Origin of the sequence: Mesorhizobium sp. B2-4-12 (genome assembly GCF_006441575.1) — a bacterium.
Taxonomy (GTDB): domain Bacteria; phylum Pseudomonadota; class Alphaproteobacteria; order Rhizobiales; family Rhizobiaceae; genus Mesorhizobium.
In genome coordinates, this window is record NZ_VFVC01000021.1 from 59081 (window position 1) to 75322 (window position 16242).

Here is a 16242-nt window from a genome sequence, read left to right on the forward strand (position 1 = left end):
CACACTTTTCGGCATCATGCTCTAGGCGCCGGAACTGCCATCCAAGCAAAGGTATCGAATGCCGAAGGAAGAAGTCCTCGAGTTTCCTGGTGTCGTGACGGAATTGTTGCCCAACGCGATGTTCAGGGTGAAGCTCGAAAACGAACACGAGATCATCGCCCATACGGCCGGCCGCATGCGCAAGAACCGCATCCGCGTGCTGACCGGCGACAAGGTTCTGGTCGAGATGACGCCATACGACCTGACCAAAGGCCGCATCACCTACCGCTTCAAGTAAGATCAAGGCCCGGCCGGAACGCAATGAGCATTTTGCACAAGCTGGTGCTTGCCTCGGGTTCCCCGCGCCGCATCGAACTCTTGCAGCAGGCCGGTATCGAACCGGACCGTGTGCTGCCCGCCGATGTCGACGAAACACCGCTGCGTGCCGAGCATCCGCGCTCACTGGCCAAGCGCCTGTGCCAGGAAAAGGCCGAGAAGGCGCTTGCCTCGCTGAAGACCGAGACGGACTATGCGCCAAGCTTCGTGCTGGCCGCCGACACGGTGGTCGCGGTCGGACGGCGCATCCTGCCCAAGGCCGAAACACTGGATGACGCCGCCAATTGCCTCGGGCTGTTGTCCGGCCGTTCGCACCGGGTCTATTCCGGCATCTGCCTGATCACGCCGGGCGGCAAGCTGCGCCAGCGGCTGGTCGAGACGCGGGTGCGTTTCAAGCGGCTGCCGCGCGAGGAGATCGATGCCTATGTCGCCTCGGGCGAATGGCGCGGCAAGGCCGGCGGCTATGCCGTCCAGGGCCTCGCCGGTGCCTTCGTCGTCAAGCTCGTCGGCTCCTACACCAACATCGTCGGCCTGCCGCTCTACGAGACAGTGGCGCTGCTTTCCGGCGAAGGCTTCAAGATCCATCAAAGCTGGCAGTCCGCGCGGCCATGAGCCTCGACGACAAGGTGACGCCGCTGCGGCCCAAGCGCCCTTGCCCCGAATGCGGCAAGCCGTCGGCGCGCGAGACCTATCCATTCTGCTCGAAGCGCTGCAAGGACATCGACCTCAACCGCTGGCTGAAGGGCGCCTATGTCATCTCCGCCCGCGACGACGAGGAAGACCCCGACGCCGACGAGCCGAAATAGGGCTGGGATCGCACCGTCAGGCCGCCCCGGTCTCGCGGGCGGCGCCTGACCCCGAAAATCGATTTTCGGAAAGGATCATGCGCAAAATCAAAGTGCTACCGCGTCCTTTGCGCGTCCAAGATGGACGCGCGGCGCTGTTGTGCGCGCCCAGGCCGGCAGCCAATCGCCGTGGGCGGCCAGGAGATCATCGACCAGTGACCATATCTGGTCGAGATCGAGCTCGGCTGATGTGTGCGGATCCATCATCGCCGCATGGTAGATGTGCTCGCGATTCTCAGCCATCAGCGCGCGCACCGTCAGTTCCTGGACGTTGATGTTGGTGCGGATCAGCGTCGTCAGTTGCGGCGGCAGGCCGCCTATATAGGTCGGCTGGATGCCGGAAGCATCGACCAGGCATGGCACTTCGGCGGCGCAATCGCGCGGCAGCGAAGTGATGCAGCCATTGTTGCGGACATTGCCGTAGATGACCGACGGCTCGCCCGTCCAGACCGAATTCATGATCGAGGAGGCATATTCCCTCGATTGTTCGACCTCGATGCGGTCGGCCGAACGATAGGCTTGCGCCTGTCCCTTCCAGTGCTCGATCTGCTCGACGCAGCGTTTGGGATATTCATCGAGCGGAATGCCGTATTTCTCGATCAGGTCGGGGCGGCCCTGCTTGATGAAATAGGGCGTGTATTCGGCGAAATGCTCCGAGCTTTCGGTGACGAAATAACCAAGCCGCGTCAGCATCTCGTAACGCACCTTGTTGGGGCAGCGCGGATTCCAGCCCGGCTTGGGGGCGCGGCCCTCGCGATAGGCGCGGATGAGGTCGGGATAGAGGTCGCGGTAGGAACCGTCCGGCTGGCGATGCTCGAAATCGAGATAGAAGGCCATGTGGTTGATACCGGCCGAACGGTAGCGGATCTCCTCGTAGGGAAGGTCGAGATCGTGCGCCAGTTCCATCGCCGTGCCTTGCACCGAGTGGCACAGCCCGACCTGCCTGATGTCAGGATATTTCTCTGCGATCGCCGAGGTGTTGATCGCCATCGGGTTGACGTATTGCAGCATGATCGCCTGCGGGCAGACGGCCAGCATGTCCTCGCAGATTGTCCACAGATGCGGAACGGTCCTGAGGCCCCGCATGATACCGCCGACGCCGAGCGTATCGGCGATGGTCTGGCGCAGGCCGTATTTCTTCGGCACCTCGAAGTCGGTGACGGTGCACGGCTCGTAGCCGCCGATCTGGAAGGCGACGACGACGAAGTCGGCGCCGGCGAGCGCCTTGCGCTGGTCGGAATGGGTCTCGGCCTGCGCCTTGACGCCGAGCGTCGAGATCAGCTTGTTGACGACGACGGCGCTCTCTTCCAGCCGCTGCGGATTGATGTCCATCAGCGCGATCGTCGCGCCTGAAAGGGCTGGCCGCTGCAGCACGTCGCCGACGATGTTCTTCGTGAACACGGTCGAGCCGGCGCCGATGAAAGTGATCCTGGGATGTCTGGCCACGCCAACCTCCGGCATATGTTCAAGCATAGCCTTATGCGTGCAGGCTGCCGCCGTCCAGCCGCTCGAGTTCAGCCGGGCAAAGCGCGACGGGTATGACGCTCAATGACCATATCGAGCTCTTGCGGCTGAACCGCGCGCCGGCGCTGTTGGTGCACCAGGACGCCAACGTGCCGCGCATTGCGATGAACCCGGGCTTCGGCTCGCTCAGCACCTTCAACAAATCCATCCGCAAGCTGATCGGCATGGCGCGGTCCAACTTCCGCAAGGGACTGGCAAGCGCCAGACAGGCGCACGCATGGCACGGAAAGCAGCCCATCGGGCAGCATTTCTTTTCCTGCAGGAAATCCACATCTAGGCGCTGGACAGGCTGGATTCCCATGCTATAACCCACGCGCTTTCAAGGGGCGCCCACGGCGCTTCCCGTGAAATCCGGAGCGCGAGTTATTCGTTAGCCGGAACAGGCCCAGATAGCTCAGTTGGTAGAGCAGCGGACTGAAAATCCGCGTGTCGGTGGTTCGAATCCGCCTCTGGGCACCATCACTTATTTTAAGATTTTTCCGTCGCATTTCAATAACTTATGCGTTTACTTCGATTCCGCATTTCGCAATCCAAGTTTTCTTTTATTGGCGAACTGCCAAAGCCTCATCAAACCATAGCGAAGCTGAATTTCGCTTGGTCTCTCGTTTTGCCACAATTGAGCGCGTGCTAAGCGCTGGGCCAAAACTGGTCCAACGTGAGCAGTTGTTGGTATATTTGTTGGTATCTAAGTGCCTGTTGGTATGAATTTGGGGAATGCCAAACGCCTCGCCGAAACGTCGCCACGCTTCTCAGCCGAAGATATCCGAAATAAGGCCTGCGCTGGCAAGATAAGCAAGGCCGAGATAAGGAAGGCCGAGCGTTCCAGCCCGGGTGGCGATGGTGCCGAAGGTTATGATCAGATTCCCTTGGTTTGGATGGCTGGTCCAATATTTACGGAAGCCGCCACCGCCGTTTCCGGCGTGGTCAGCCCCTTCAATGCGCTGATGTTGGCCGGCGCGTTCATCAGTCCGCGTATGTGACCCCGGCTTGCCGAACACCCTGTTCGCGGCCAGGCAGGGCAGCCAAACCGAACTCACCTCTGCTTACCTCTCCCATTGGCATATTCAACCCGAGCAGCGTCGTCCCATACTCAGCACAGACAGCACGGACCTCCTCGGCTGGCGTGTCGTAGGGCCAGTGCAACTCGACAGCGCGAAAGCCCACCTGAGCAGCCGCCGCTATACGCTTCAGCAGTGGCAGGTCCAGCCATAAGAAGCCCAAATTTGCCGAAAGTCTTGCCATCTACTTCTGCTTGAATAACGAGTCGACCGTGGCCTTGTCTTCGACGGGCGGGTGGCGGACGACTTCAAGCTGATGACCGGCACATGGGTGCAGGCCGGCAAGCTGCGGCTCAACATGCTGGAGTCATTCGGCGGGCTGGTCCAGGACCTGGTGGTCGCGGCCATGACCGCGTGGAAGTCGGCATGCTGGTCTTCCCGCGTCCCACGCAACTGCCGGCCGCCAACAGTTCCCAGGACACCTTGGTGAACGAGGCATTGATGGCGGCCATTGCCAACCGGATGGTTCGGACGACTTTTGCTTCCCTTGTGTGTTGGGGTGCCTCAGTGAACAGCCTAAACGGCTATCACCGCCTTGATAAGCCCCGACTTTTGGTGGACCCAATGCGGGATATCGCGGAGGCTGTCGCGCAGGGTCGTGCGGTCCGTTATAAGCTTGGCCACAGGAACGGTGTCATCGTGCATTGCCGCCATGACGTGGTCAAAGTCGACTCGAAGCGCGTTGCGGCTGCTCATCAACATCATCTCACGCTTGTGGAATTCGGGATCGGAAAAGCTGATCTCCTCCTTGATGACGCTGACCATTATCAAGGCTCCCCCATGCGCCACATAAGCGAAAGCGGCCTCTATCGACGCCCTGTTGCCGGTCGCATCAAAAACAAGGTCGAAACACTCGCCATCGGTTCGCTCCCGCACCAGGTCGGCGGGCGACAACGAAAGTCCATCGATAACGGGGAAACCGAGTTGACCTTCGGCGAAATCGAGCCTTTCCCGGCGGACGTCCATGATCGTCACTATCTGGCCGGCAATACGTGCAAATAGCGCCGTGCCGAGTCCGATAGGGCCTGCGCCGATGACCAGAGCACGTTTCCCGGCGGCAAGTTGGGAGCGCCGCACCGCGTGGGCACCGATGGCCAGGAATTCGATCGCCGCCGCATGGTCGAGCGACAATCCTCCGATCGGATAGAGATTGTCGGCAGGCACGAGCAACTCTTCACACATACCGCCGTCGCGATGAACGCCCAACACCTCGATCGATACGCAGCAATTCGGCTTGTTATGACGGCAGGCTATGCATCTGCCGCAAGCAAAATAAGGATTTACGACGACGCGTTCGCCGATGCGGATAGGGACGCCTTCCCCGATCGCAGTCACCGTGCCTGCGAGTTCATGCCCCATGACACGTGGATAGGCCAGGTAGGGATGCTTGCCTTCGAAGATGTGATAATCGGTGCCACATATACCGACATGGCTGATGCTGACCAGCGCCCATCCTACCCCCGGCGGGCCGGGTGGGGAGCGATCTTCGAAGATCAGTTCGCCGGGTCGTCGGCAAACGAGCGCTTTCATGCGGATCACCTTCCTTGGAGTGTTCCAAAAAGAACCCGGCGGTTGACAAGACCGCCGGGCCAAGGTGTGGGAGCTTATTCGAAGTCCTTGACGTTCTGCGGCGTCACGAGGCCAGCGCCGGTGTCCACATTGGCGTCGACGGCCTCTCCGCGGATCGCCTTGACCACAGTATCGATGCCAAGCTCGCCCATCTTTGCCGGAAATTGTGCAACGCTGGCGTCTTCCGCACCCGACTTGATCGCTTCGATCTCGCCGCAGCAGGCGTCGAAGCCGACCAGTATGATCTTATGATTGGCCATGCCCGCATTGCTGATCGACTTGACGGCGCCTGGGATTGGCGGGCCACAGGCCGAGTAGATCGCCTTGAGATCGGGATTGGCGGTGAGGATGTCTTCGGTCACCGACGTGCCAAGTTCGAGCGTGCAGTTGGTTGCGCCCTTGCCGACAACGTCGACCTTGACGTCGCCCAACCCCTGCATCATGCCGGTGACGCGGTCGTCCAGTGCCGGCACCCCGGGAACGCCCTGCAGGATACCGATCTTGTCGCCACTCTTCAGCACGGTCTTGAGGTACTCCCCGGCGATCTTGCCGCCGTTGAGGTTGTTGGTCGAGACCAGTGCTGTTTGACCTTTCCAGTTGGGAATGCTGTTGTCGACGAGAACCACCTTGATGCCGGCAGCGACCGCCTTGTCGAGCGCCGGCGCAACCGTCGGGTCGACCGGAGTGACAGCCAGGCCCTTGACGCCTTGCGTGATCATGGACTCGATCAGCGCAATCTGGCCCTCAATGTCGGTCGCGGCCTGACCCTGGCCGGTAACCAGCTCGATTTCAGGATGAGCGGCCGCGTATTTCTTGGCGGCCTGTTCCATGGTCGAATAGAACGGCACTGGGAATTTGGTGATCAGGCCGATCTTGATCTTGTCTGCTGCCGAAGCCGGCAGCGCAAACACGACCGCGATAGCGATCCCTGCAAACAGTTTTCGGTTGATTGGCATTCCATTCCTCCCTTGAATTGAGACGCCTCCCGGTGGGGAAGGCCTCAGGCATTTGAGGGCCGCAACGGTCCCCAAAATCTCGAACGGATCAGGCTCCAACGATCATGGAAACCAGCTCTTGTTTGTTGTGCCTGGTCGGCACCAACTCGCCGACCTTGCGGCCCTGGCGAAGCACCACGGCGCGATCGGCGAGTTCGACGACATGCTCCATATTGTGAGTTATCAGGATCACGGCATTGCCCTGGTCGCGGAGCGCAGCAACCAGATTGAGCACTTGGCGTGATTCACGCAGACCGAGTGCAGCGGTCGGCTCATCCAGGATGACCACCTTGCGGGCAAATACGGTGGACCTGGCGACGGCGATGGCTTGCCTTTGTCCCCCGGACATCATGGCGACGACGGCATCCAATCGAGGTAGCGTAACCTTGAGGTTTGCCAACAGAACACGGGTCTCGGCGTCCATCCTGCGCTGCTGCAGAAATCGCAAGCCGCGCGGAAGCCATTGCGGCCAGGCCAGCTCGCGACCAGCAAAGAAATTTTGTCCCGGCGTCAGATTGTCGAACAGCGCCAGATCCTGGTAGACGGTCTCGATGCCGGCGAAGCGCGCATCCGCGGGGGAGCGTATCTGCGTCGGCGCACCGTCCAGGACAATCTCGCCGGCATCGAATTGGTGCACGCCGCTGATGCATTTGGTCAGCGTCGATTTGCCCGCGCCATTGTCACCGAGCAGGCCGACGATCTCGCCTCGCCGCACCTCAATACTGACGTCGTCCAGGGCCAGAACCGAACCGAAATGCTTGGTGGCACCGCGTACGGCCAGCACGGGTTGGTCGGCAATGGCGGTCCGATCGGCATTGGTCGCAACGGCGCTCATCACTACCTCCCAGCCTGCATGACACGCACACGTCCTTCGAGATAGTTGCGCAGCACGTCGGACTCGACCGCGATCACGATGACCACGCCAATGACGATGAGCTGGAAGAAGACGTTGACGTTGAGCAGGTTGAGTGCGTTGCGGATGACGCCAATCATGATGGCGCCGATTAGGGCATGGCCGAGATGGCCACGGCCGCCGAGAAAACTGGCACCGCCGATAATCACCGCCGCGATCGTATCCAGTTCAAGCAGATTGCCGAACAAGGGAGAACCGGCGTCGGTGCGGCCGGCGAGTATGACCGCGCCGATGCCGGCGCACAGCCCTGAGACCACATAGACCGAGACCAGGACCCAGGACACGGGAATGCCCATGCGCAAGGCGGCGTCGGGTCGACCGCCGACGGCGTAAATCCACCGCCCCCAGACCATCGTCTTGGCCACAGTGAAAAGGACCGCGGCAACACCTGCAACGACAAAGACTGAGCCAGGCAGACCCCAGACCGCATCGCGCCCCAGCGCATCTATCGAATCCGGCATTCCAGGAATGGCGCGCCCATCGGCCAGTTGAAGCGCCAAGCCCTTGGCGATGCTCAAGGTTGCCAGGGTGATTATGAAAGGATGCGGCAGCCGCCCGAAGACGTAGAAGAGCCCGTTGATGGCGCCCACCGCCGCACCGCAGCCAACCATCACCGCGATAACCGCGATGGCGGGAGCGCCGGCATGAAAGCTGAGGGCGCCGACGACGGAAGCCAGTGCAACGTTCGATCCGACCGAAAGGTCGATGCCGCGTGTGAGGATCACCAAATGCTGGCCCATTGCGACAACCGAGATGACGGCGGTCTGGCCGAGGATATTGCTGAGATTGCGCCCGGTCAGGAAATAGGGTGACAGGAAACCGAGAACCGCGATCAGCAACAGCAATATGATGACCGGGCCAGCGCTGAGCAATGCCAGTCCGAGCGCCAAGCCAGGACCGGTTCTCGGCTTCTTCGACCCCAGTAGCGAGGCTTTGCCAACAGCGGTGCTGGTGCTTTCCGTTTTGGGCAAAACCCCCTCCCCGCCCAGGCTTTGCGTAAGGCGTCAGAACCAAGGCTGTATTTCAGCTTCCTCTTATCGATAAAAAACAATCAACCCCACTTGGTCAAGTTGTTTTTTATGGATAAAGTTCACGCAAAAAGGACAAGGTTGCTGAGAGGGCAAGTCCGATGCGAACCGACACCGTCTACAAGAAGGCTTTCAACCGCGTCGCCACCATGCTGCGCGATGGACAATTGGCGGGCGAATTGCCCTCCGAAAATGAGCTCAGACGCCGAGTGGGAGTGAGCCGCACGACCGTCCGAAAGGTTCTGCAGGAACTTGCTCACCGCCAACTTGTCGCCGAGCGCGGCGGCGTCAGGACGGCGGGCCGCGCGGTGGAGGATAGCGACTACTACCCCGACGACGAAACCACGTCCCGAGCCAAGCACGTCGAACAGCAGTTCATGGAGTGGATGCTGCGGGGTGACACCAGACCCGGCACCAGCATCAACGAACTCGAGCTTGCGCGGCAATTCGGTGTTGCGACCAATGGAATTCGCGAGTTCCTCATTCGCTTTAGCCGATTTGGATTGCTCGAAAAAAGGCCGAATACCGGCTGGCTATTCAAGGGCTTCACCGAAGACTTCGCCCTCGAGCTGTTCGAGATCCGGGTGATGTTCGAGTTACGGTCGGCGCATTTGTTTTCGAGGCAGCCTGACAACTCTCCTCTGTGGGGAAAACTCGCCGCGCTCAAGAGCGCGCATACCGAACTGCTGAAGCGGATTGAAAGCCGCTTTCACGACTTCTCCGGTCTCGACAACCGGTTTCATCGGCTCATAAACGAAGCTTCGCCGAACCGCTTTATCGACGATTTCTATGACATCATTACCTTCATTTTTCACTACCACTATCAGTGGAACAAGCGGGACGAAAAGCAGCGCAACCAAGCGGCGATCCTTGAGCATCTCGCCTATATCGACGCCCTTGAAAGCCGCGACTCCGAGCAAATTGAGCGAGCCTGCGAAGCGCATCTGGCTTCGGCAAGAGCAACGCTGATACGTTCGCTGATTGGACTTAATGAATGATGGAAACCGGCCCATTGAATGGCAACGGGGTATCTGTGGAATATCTGGAGACCAAAGGTTGACACATGACAGATTCCCACCCGCGCGCTGGCCGGTATGCTTGCCATTGTTGTCATTGACGACGGCAAGCAGTTGCTCGATCCCGTTCCGCCCATCGGCGCCCAACCCCGAACTCGGACAGATGGACCGCAACGGTTCGATATCCGCGTGAGCTGACGGGTCGAGCATCAACGGAACTCGGTGCAACTCTGCTGCTCGGGCGCGTCTTCACCGGCACGAAGCGCATGGTCGGCCGGGTCACTGCCTACGCAATTCGGGCTGAGGCGCGGCCCAGAATATCGCCACACCTTGATCGGGACGTGCCAGTCCGCGCCAGGCAGTAAGGCGCCGCTCGCCTGGCGGCCCCCTCATTCGGTGGCCATCAGCATCTTGCGCCGGCGGGAACGCCGCGACAGGTAGAAAGGCACGATGGCGACGGCCGCGGCCAGAACCCAGAGCAGGTTGCAGATGGTACTGCTGAAGAGGATAGACGGATCACCTCCGCTGATCGCCAAAGCATTGCGCAGGTTCACCTCCATCAGCCGGCCCAGTACGAAGCCGAGGATGATCGGCGCCATCTCGAAGCCCGCCTTACGCAGGAGCCAACCCACCATGCCGATGCTCATCATCAGGAAGATCGAGAAGACCGACGAGTGAGTGGAATAGACGCCGACGATCGACAGGACCAAGATGCCCGGCACGAGCAGCCAGTTCGGCACGGTCAGGACGCGAGCGAATATCTGCACGAGCGGAAGGTTGAGCGCCAGCAGGATCAGGTTGCCTACAAAGAGCGAGGCGACGAGACCGCCCACGATCTCGGGCCGTTCGGTGAGTAGCATAGGGCCCGGCTGGATGTTGTAGAGCATCAGTGCGCCAAGCATGACGGCGGTGGTGCCCGAACCGGGAACACCGAGCGTCAACATAGGCACGAAGGCGCCGCAGGCCGTCGCGTTGTTGGCCGCTTCGGGGGCGGCGAGACCACGCACGTCGCCCTTGCCGAAGGTCCCTTCGGTATCGGACAAGCGCTTGGCCGTCGTGTAGGAGATGGCGCTCGACACCGAGGCGCCCGTGCCCGGCAGAACACCGATGACGAAGCCGATGAGCGAGCTGCGCAAGGTCGTGCCGGTGCACTTCACGATATCGCTCATGCGTGCGGTCATCCGACCCAGTTCGCGGATTACAGTCATGCCACGCCCCTGGTTTTCCAGGATGATCAGCGCTTCGGAGATCGAGAACAAGCCGATGACGAGCACCACGAACTCGATGCCGTCGCCAAGCTCGGGCTCGTCGAAGGTGAAGCGGTAGGCGCCAGACGTGGCGTCGAGACCGACCGTTGCCAGCATCAGACCGAGCGTGCAGCCGATGAGCGTCTTTGCAGGATAGCTGCCGACCATCGAACCCAGCGTCGCAAAGGCAAACATCATCAGCACGAAGTATTCGGCGGGACCAAAACCGATCGCCAGACCGGCCAGCAGGGGCGCGAACAGCGCCAGGCCGATGGAACCGAGTATGCCGCCCACGAAGGAGGCGATGCCGGAGAGGGCGAGTGCTTCTCCCGCGCGTCCCTGGCGGGCCATGGGATAGCCGTCCATTGCCGTCATGACGGCGCCGGCATCCCCTGGCACATTCAGCAAGATCGAGGAAATGCGGCCGCCATATTCGGCGCCGCAATAGATCGCCGCGAGCAGGATCATGGTGCTCTCCGCTGGCAGGCCCATCGTATAGGCAATGGGAAGCAGCAGGGCTATGCCGTTGATGGGGCCAATGGCTGGCAGTGCGCCGACGAGCGTACCGATGAAGCAGCCGATGAAGCCGATGAGCAGGTTCTGTCCGGTCAGAGCGACCGCAAAACCCTGCCAGAGATATTCGAGGTTCATGATTAACCTTTCCGATCCGACCTTGCCTCAGCGTCCGAAGAGCGTGCCGGACGGCAGGTAGACTTCCAGCAGGTAGGAGAAGACGACCCACCAGAGGGTGGCATGGCCGGCCGCTCCGATGAGCGCCTTACCCGGCGACGCTCCGAAGATAAGTGCGGAGCCGAGCGTTAGGACGAAAATGGAAACGGCAAAGCCTGCCGGTTCGAACAGGACGACGGAAACGACCAGGAGAACCGGCAGCGCGAGCACGCGGGCAAGCAGAGCGCCGGACGGAAACCCCTCCGCGGAGCCAGGCGAGAAGAAATACCAGACGGCAAGCAGGCCGAGCACCACGGCGAGCGCTATGGGAAAGACCCGCGGGCCTAGGGGATCGGAGGAGAAGGAGTATTCGATGACGCTTCCGCCAATACCGTAGGCGACGGCAAGCGCGAGCAGACATATGGCGGCGCCGCGGCCGATCACCTGCACGGCCCGCGGAGAGGGATGCGATTCATCCGACATGGGTATTCCTTTATTTTCCGAGGCCGCGGCCGCTGTCCGCTGCCTTCCTCGCTTTCCGCCCTCGCCATCGGCATGCCGATGGCGAGGGTCGTCCGCCTTGTGTCTTGACGGGAGCCTGCGAGGGCGTCGCACTACATGCCGGCTTCCTTGGCGAGGATCTTGAAGCGGGCGACATCCGTCTTCACGCGCTCCTCGAAGTCCTTGCCAAGCAGGGTGAACTCGAACAGGCCCCGCGCTTCACGCTCCTTGGCGAATTCCGACGTTTCGGAAGCTTTCTTGAAAGCATCCACCCACCAGTCGTAATCCGCATCCGAGACGTCCTTGCCGACATAGTAGCCGCGCCAGACCGGCCAATCGATGTCGAAGCCTTGTTCATGGGCGGTCGGAACATTCGCAAGATCACCCGGCAGACGTTCCGGCGACATGACCGCAAGGATGCGGACCTTGCCGGCAACATGGTGCTTGACCATCTCCGCCGCATCGCCCGAACCGACTTTCACATGGCCGCCTTCGAGGGCGGTCAGAACCGCGCCACCGCCTTCAAGCGCGACATAGCGCATGGATTTGGGCTCCTGGCCGGCCGCCTTGGCGAGCAGTGAACCCTTCATCCAGTCCTGCGAGCCCACGGCGCCGCCACCGGCAATTGCAAAGCTAGCCGGATCGGCCTTGTAGGCCTCGACCAGTTCGCCGAGTGTCTTGTAGGGCGAATCCGCCGCGACGACGAGCACGCCATAGTCGGCGCCGAGCGCACCGAGCCAGCGCACGGCGTTCTCATCATACTGGCCGAACTTGCCCTGGGCGAGGAGCAGCGCTGATCCGGAAGACGCCGCGGTGATCACGTTGCCGTCCTTGCCGCGCTTGCCGATGACGTGGTTGTAAGCGACGGCACCGACTCCGCCTTCCATGTAGGTGACGGCCATGGGCTTGGAAATCTGCTTCGTCTCGAGCAGAGCATTGGCCGCAAGTCGGCAGGTCAAGTCGAAGCCGCCGCCGGGCTTGGCGCCGGCAAGGCATTCCGGCTTCGTCGGTTCCGCCTGTGCGGATGCTGCAAATGCCAGAGCGGCCATCGCCGCGCCAAAAAGGGCACTGCTGAAAACTTGCTTCATAGGGTTCCTCCCACGGGGATTTTGAGCGGTGGCGAGAAAATTCCGCACGCCGACTGCTACATCAGGCCATTGGGCCTGGCGTATCAGTGGACATGTCCGATTTCCTCCCCGACCGGCCCCTTCGCTCTCCACCGGGCCGGCACGATCACACTAGCCCGCGTTCCTGTCACCATCCTGTCACGCCTTTGCCGCAGCTGTGAGCGCGTCCCTTCATCAACTTGTTGGCGGCACGGACCCATGCGATCATGGCGCGTGCGTATTCTCTTGGTCGAAGACACTCATGACGTGGGCGAAGCCATTAGCCGGCGCTTTCAGCAGACGGGCCACACCGTCGACTGGGAGACCGATGGGGTTGCCGCATCCGAAATCCTGAGCTTCACCGAATACGACCTCGTCATCCTCGACGTCATGCTCCCCGGCGTCGACGGCTTCTCCATTCTCAGGAAGCTGCGCCAGTCCGGGAGCGGCGTCCCCGTCCTCGTGCTGACGGCCCGCTCCGAGGTGGACGACCGGGTCAGCGCGCTCGATCTCGGCGCCGACGACTATCTGGTCAAGCCTTTCGACTTTCGCGAGTTGGAGGCAAGGGCGCGTGTCCTTCTGCGACGGCGAAGCGGCGGCGAGCCGACCAACGTGATCGTTTGCGGCGATATCAGCCTCGACCGCGCCAACCGCAATGTGATGGTAGGCAAGCGCGAGATCCAGCTTAAGCGCCGCGAGATCGTCTTGCTCGAGATCCTCGCTTCGCGCCCCGGCAAGGTCTTCAGCAAGGATGAACTGCTGGACCAGTTGTTCGGCTTCGAGGAGGCCGCGGGCGAGAACGCAATCGAACTTTATATCGGGCGCCTGCGCAAGAAACTGGAAGGCGCGCGCGCGCGGATCGTCACACTGAGGGGCAGCGGCTATCAACTGGTCTCCGACGATGCCGCATAGAAGTTCGTTATTCTCCCGCCTCATGCGGCGCGTCGGCGTCGTTCTGGCGCTGGGTGCGGGAACGCTCATCACCGCCGCCTGGATTTACGCGCGCGCCGCCGCCGACGATGCTTATGACCGGCTGCTCCTCGGCGCGGCCTTCCAGATGAGCGAGAGCCTCAGCGTCGCCGACGGAAATCTCCGCTTCGTCCTTCCGCCCTCGGCTTTCGAAATCCTCGGGCTCGCCAATGACGACCGCATCTTCTACAGGGTCATCGATCCTTCGGGCGCGACCCTGACCGGCTATGCCGACCTGGCCGCCGAGGCGGACCTTTCCGCGAGCCGCGCCGCCCCCATCTTCGGCGATGACGCCTATCTGGGCGCCCCGGTGCGCACCGTAACCGTGTCGCACGCCATGAGCATGCCCGAAGGGCCGGGCTGGGCCTATGTCGTCGTGGCACAGACCGTCGAGGCCCGCCATGCGCTTGCCTCGGAGCTGACGGCGCGGGCGACGATGCTGGTCGCGCTGATGAGCCTCTTTGCCGTCGCCGGGACAGCGCTGGCGGTGCGTTACTCGCTGCGACCAGTCGATGACCTCGCCGCCGCGCTCCGGCAGCGCGACCCGCAGGATCTTACACCCCTCACTGTCGCGGTGCCCGACGAACTGTCTCCCTTCGTGACGTCCATCAACTACTTCATCATCCGCCTTGACGAGCGCATTAAACTGCTGCAGCGCTACATCGCCGACAGCGCCCACCAGATCCGCACGCCGCTGACGGCGCTTTCCGCCCAGGTGAGCCTGATAGACGAGCAGAGGCTTGCGCCGGAAGATCGCCGTCACCTGAAGCGCGTTCAAAGCCGCACCATCGAACTAACCGGCTTCACTAATCAGCTTCTCAACCATGCAATGGTGATCCACCGCTTCGACTCAGTCCAGCTCGTGCCCGTCTCGCTGAACGATGTCGCACGCATGGCATTTCGCAACGCCGTCCCGATCACGGTGGATCCCGACATGATCGTCTCCTTCGAACCCGCGGATGAAGACCTCATGGCGATGGGCGACATGCTCAGCCTGCGCGAGGCGATCGTCAATGTGATCGACAATGCGCTGCGTCATGGCGCGACCGCCAGACTGGAGGTGCGTGTGCGCCAACGAGAAAATTTCGGTCGAATCGAGGTGATCGACGATGGACCGGGGATCAAGGAGGCTGATTGGCCGAATATCATCAGCCGCTTCTATTCGCGAAGCCCTGACGCGCGCGGGTCCTCGGGGCTCGGTTTCGCCATCGCGTCGGAAGTCGCGACGGTCCTGCGTGGCCAGCTCGGTTTCCGCGAGCGATCTGAAAACGAGCCGTTTTGTGTCTATCTGGAATTGCCGCTCGTGCGAGGGCAGCCATGACAGCGCACATCCGCACCCTCGCGCTCGCCGGGCTCGCCTGGCTGGTCCCGACCCTTGCCGGCGCCATCGAAGGTGAAAGCGAGACTTTTCCCGCGACAGCGAAGGAGGCGGGCCGCCTGGTCATCCACGCGGCGACGGATCTTGAGGCCATGCGGCCGCTGCTGCGCGATTTCCAGGCACTCAACCCTAACATCCGGATCGACTACGTAGACTATGTCACAAACGATCTTTTCCGCGAGGCACGGGACGCATGCAGAGCGGGGACCTCCGAGGCTGACATCCTCCTCTCCTCGTCGGTCGACCAGTTGGTTCGGCTCACCAACGACGGCTGCGCCCAACGGCACGACTCGCCTGAAACACGGAGTGTGCCAGACTGGGGGAATTGGCGGGACGAGGTTTTCGGTTTCACATTCGAACCCGTCGTGTTCGTTTACGACCGGCGCCGGGTTCCGCCCGAGGATGTGCCGAGAAGTCACGACGCGCTCCTGGAACTCCTGCGCCGCAAGCCCGACGCCTACCGCGCACGCATAGGAACCTACGATATTCAGGCTTCCGGCATCGGCTACCTTTTGGCATTCTACGATTCCCGCCAGGCGCCTACAGCAAACGGGCGACTGCTCGAAGCTCTGAGCCGCGTAGAAACCATCGTGCGCTGCTGCAACAATGAAGTGCTTGGCGAGCTTGCAGCGGGGCGGATCAGCATCGCCTACAACGTGCTCGGCTCCTACGCCTATGCGGCGGCGCTCGCCAATCCAGATCTGCGCATCGTGCTGCCCCGGGACTACGCGCTTATCCTGTCGCGGGGCGCCTTGATTCCCGCTGCTGCGGCCCATCCAGGTCTCGGTAAGCGGTTCCTCGACTATCTCCTGTCGGCTCGCGGCCGGCAGGTGGCGAAGGACGCTTCGTTCTTCTTTGCCGAGGACGCCCCCCTGCCCGTCGGGGTCGACGGACCCGAGGCATTGATGGACTCAGGGATCGGCCGCCCCATCCGCATCGGCCCGGCGCTTCTTGCCGCACAGGACGAAATCCAGCGAAGTACATTCATCGAGGATTGGCGCAGACACATCGGAGAACATCCACAGCGTTGATGCCGTGCTCTTTGAGGCCACGTACCCCAGTCGGAGCTCCCGTCTCCAGCTCGCACCTCGGCGCGCGGCAGCTTCAAA

At 61.7% G+C, this 16242-nt stretch carries 18 protein-coding genes and 1 tRNA gene; 11 read left to right on the forward strand and 8 right to left on the reverse strand.

Annotated features, from left to right (window positions below; genetic code table 11):
- The first annotated feature begins 58 nt into the window (after positions 1-58).
- The 3 genes from infA to yacG are packed head-to-tail and all read left to right on the forward strand — an operon-like array spanning position 59 to position 1121.
- Complete coding sequence (gene infA / locus FJ934_RS14680) at positions 59-277, forward strand: translation initiation factor IF-1 (protein WP_006200926.1); 219 nt, start codon at positions 59-61, stop codon at positions 275-277.
- A gap of 23 nt (positions 278-300) precedes the next feature.
- Positions 301-927: a Maf-like protein gene (locus tag FJ934_RS14685; RefSeq protein ID WP_140610325.1), complete on the forward strand. Its 627-nt coding sequence runs from the start codon at positions 301-303 to the stop codon at positions 925-927.
- Positions 924-1121 (forward strand): DNA gyrase inhibitor YacG, encoded by a 198-nt coding sequence (gene yacG / locus FJ934_RS14690; RefSeq protein ID WP_140610326.1) that lies wholly within the window; start codon positions 924-926, stop codon positions 1119-1121. The genes FJ934_RS14685 and yacG overlap by 4 nt, the downstream gene beginning before the upstream one ends.
- An 87-nt stretch (positions 1122-1208) precedes the next feature.
- Here the strand turns inward: yacG and FJ934_RS14695 are convergent, their stop codons facing one another.
- On the reverse strand, positions 1209-2606 hold the full coding sequence (locus FJ934_RS14695; RefSeq protein WP_140610327.1) for an alpha-glucosidase/alpha-galactosidase: 1398 nt from the start codon (positions 2604-2606) through the stop codon (positions 1209-1211).
- Positions 2607-2698: 92 nt separating this feature from the next.
- Here FJ934_RS14695 and FJ934_RS14700 point away from each other — a divergent pair, with 92 nt between their 5' ends.
- From FJ934_RS14700 to FJ934_RS14715, 4 genes are all read left to right on the forward strand, one after another.
- A complete protein-coding gene (locus FJ934_RS14700) occupies positions 2699-2992 on the forward strand; it encodes a helix-turn-helix domain-containing protein (protein ID WP_140610328.1) in 294 nt (97 codons plus the stop codon).
- Positions 2993-3067: 75 nt separating this feature from the next.
- Positions 3068-3143: transfer RNA gene (locus tag FJ934_RS14705), tRNA-Phe, on the forward strand.
- 242 nt (positions 3144-3385) lie between these two features.
- A complete protein-coding gene (locus FJ934_RS28220) occupies positions 3386-3664 on the forward strand; it encodes a hypothetical protein (RefSeq protein ID WP_210241960.1) in 279 nt (92 codons plus the stop codon).
- 313 nt (positions 3665-3977) lie between these two features.
- Positions 3978-4172 carry a hypothetical protein gene (locus FJ934_RS14715; RefSeq protein WP_140610330.1) on the forward strand — a complete coding sequence of 65 codons (195 nt, stop codon included), beginning with the start codon at positions 3978-3980 and terminating at the stop codon, positions 4170-4172.
- 86 nt (positions 4173-4258) lie between these two features.
- Here the strand turns inward: FJ934_RS14715 and FJ934_RS14720 are convergent, their stop codons facing one another.
- The 4 genes from FJ934_RS14720 to FJ934_RS14735 all read right to left on the reverse strand — a co-directional run bounded on the left by FJ934_RS14720 (position 4259) and on the right by FJ934_RS14735 (position 8190).
- Positions 4259-5272: a zinc-binding alcohol dehydrogenase family protein gene (locus tag FJ934_RS14720; protein ID WP_140610331.1), complete on the reverse strand. Its 1014-nt coding sequence runs from the start codon at positions 5270-5272 to the stop codon at positions 4259-4261.
- A gap of 74 nt (positions 5273-5346) precedes the next feature.
- Positions 5347-6267, reverse strand: a complete 921-nt coding sequence (locus FJ934_RS14725) for a sugar ABC transporter substrate-binding protein (RefSeq protein ID WP_140610332.1) — start codon at positions 6265-6267, stop codon at positions 5347-5349.
- An 88-nt stretch (positions 6268-6355) separates the two neighbouring features.
- On the reverse strand, positions 6356-7141 hold the full coding sequence (locus FJ934_RS14730; protein ID WP_140610333.1) for an ATP-binding cassette domain-containing protein: 786 nt from the start codon (positions 7139-7141) through the stop codon (positions 6356-6358).
- A 2-nt stretch (positions 7142-7143) separates the two neighbouring features.
- Entirely contained in the window at positions 7144-8190 is a 1047-nt protein-coding gene (locus FJ934_RS14735; RefSeq protein WP_246671511.1) for an ABC transporter permease, read from the reverse strand.
- Positions 8191-8348: 158 nt separating this feature from the next.
- On the opposite strand from FJ934_RS14735, the gene FJ934_RS14740 reads away from it, so the two are divergent.
- The gene (locus tag FJ934_RS14740) at positions 8349-9245 is read left to right on the forward strand and encodes a GntR family transcriptional regulator (RefSeq protein WP_140610334.1); all 897 of its coding nucleotides are present in this window, start codon (positions 8349-8351) and stop codon (positions 9243-9245) included.
- A 407-nt stretch (positions 9246-9652) separates the two neighbouring features.
- On the opposite strand, the gene FJ934_RS14745 is transcribed toward FJ934_RS14740, so the two are convergent.
- The 3 genes from FJ934_RS14745 to FJ934_RS14755 form a co-directional block, all read right to left on the reverse strand.
- Positions 9653-11161 (reverse strand): tripartite tricarboxylate transporter permease, encoded by a 1509-nt coding sequence (locus tag FJ934_RS14745; protein ID WP_140610335.1) that lies wholly within the window; start codon positions 11159-11161, stop codon positions 9653-9655.
- Between the two features lie 27 nt (positions 11162-11188).
- On the reverse strand, positions 11189-11662 hold the full coding sequence (locus tag FJ934_RS14750; protein ID WP_140610336.1) for a tripartite tricarboxylate transporter TctB family protein: 474 nt from the start codon (positions 11660-11662) through the stop codon (positions 11189-11191).
- Between the two features lie 131 nt (positions 11663-11793).
- Entirely contained in the window at positions 11794-12768 is a 975-nt protein-coding gene (locus FJ934_RS14755; protein ID WP_140610337.1) for a tripartite tricarboxylate transporter substrate-binding protein, read from the reverse strand.
- Positions 12769-13020: 252 nt separating this feature from the next.
- Here FJ934_RS14755 and FJ934_RS14760 point away from each other — a divergent pair, with 252 nt between their 5' ends.
- The 3 genes from FJ934_RS14760 to FJ934_RS14770 are packed head-to-tail and all read left to right on the forward strand — an operon-like array spanning position 13021 to position 16164.
- Positions 13021-13698 (forward strand): response regulator transcription factor, encoded by a 678-nt coding sequence (locus FJ934_RS14760; RefSeq protein ID WP_140610357.1) that lies wholly within the window; start codon positions 13021-13023, stop codon positions 13696-13698.
- A 22-nt stretch (positions 13699-13720) separates the two neighbouring features.
- Positions 13721-15076 (forward strand): sensor histidine kinase, encoded by a 1356-nt coding sequence (locus tag FJ934_RS14765; protein WP_246671512.1) that lies wholly within the window; start codon positions 13721-13723, stop codon positions 15074-15076.
- Complete coding sequence (locus FJ934_RS14770; protein WP_140610339.1) at positions 15073-16164, forward strand: ABC transporter substrate-binding protein; 1092 nt, start codon at positions 15073-15075, stop codon at positions 16162-16164. Before FJ934_RS14765 ends, FJ934_RS14770 begins: the two co-directional genes overlap by 4 nt.
- The last annotated feature ends 78 nt before the right edge of the window (positions 16165-16242 follow it).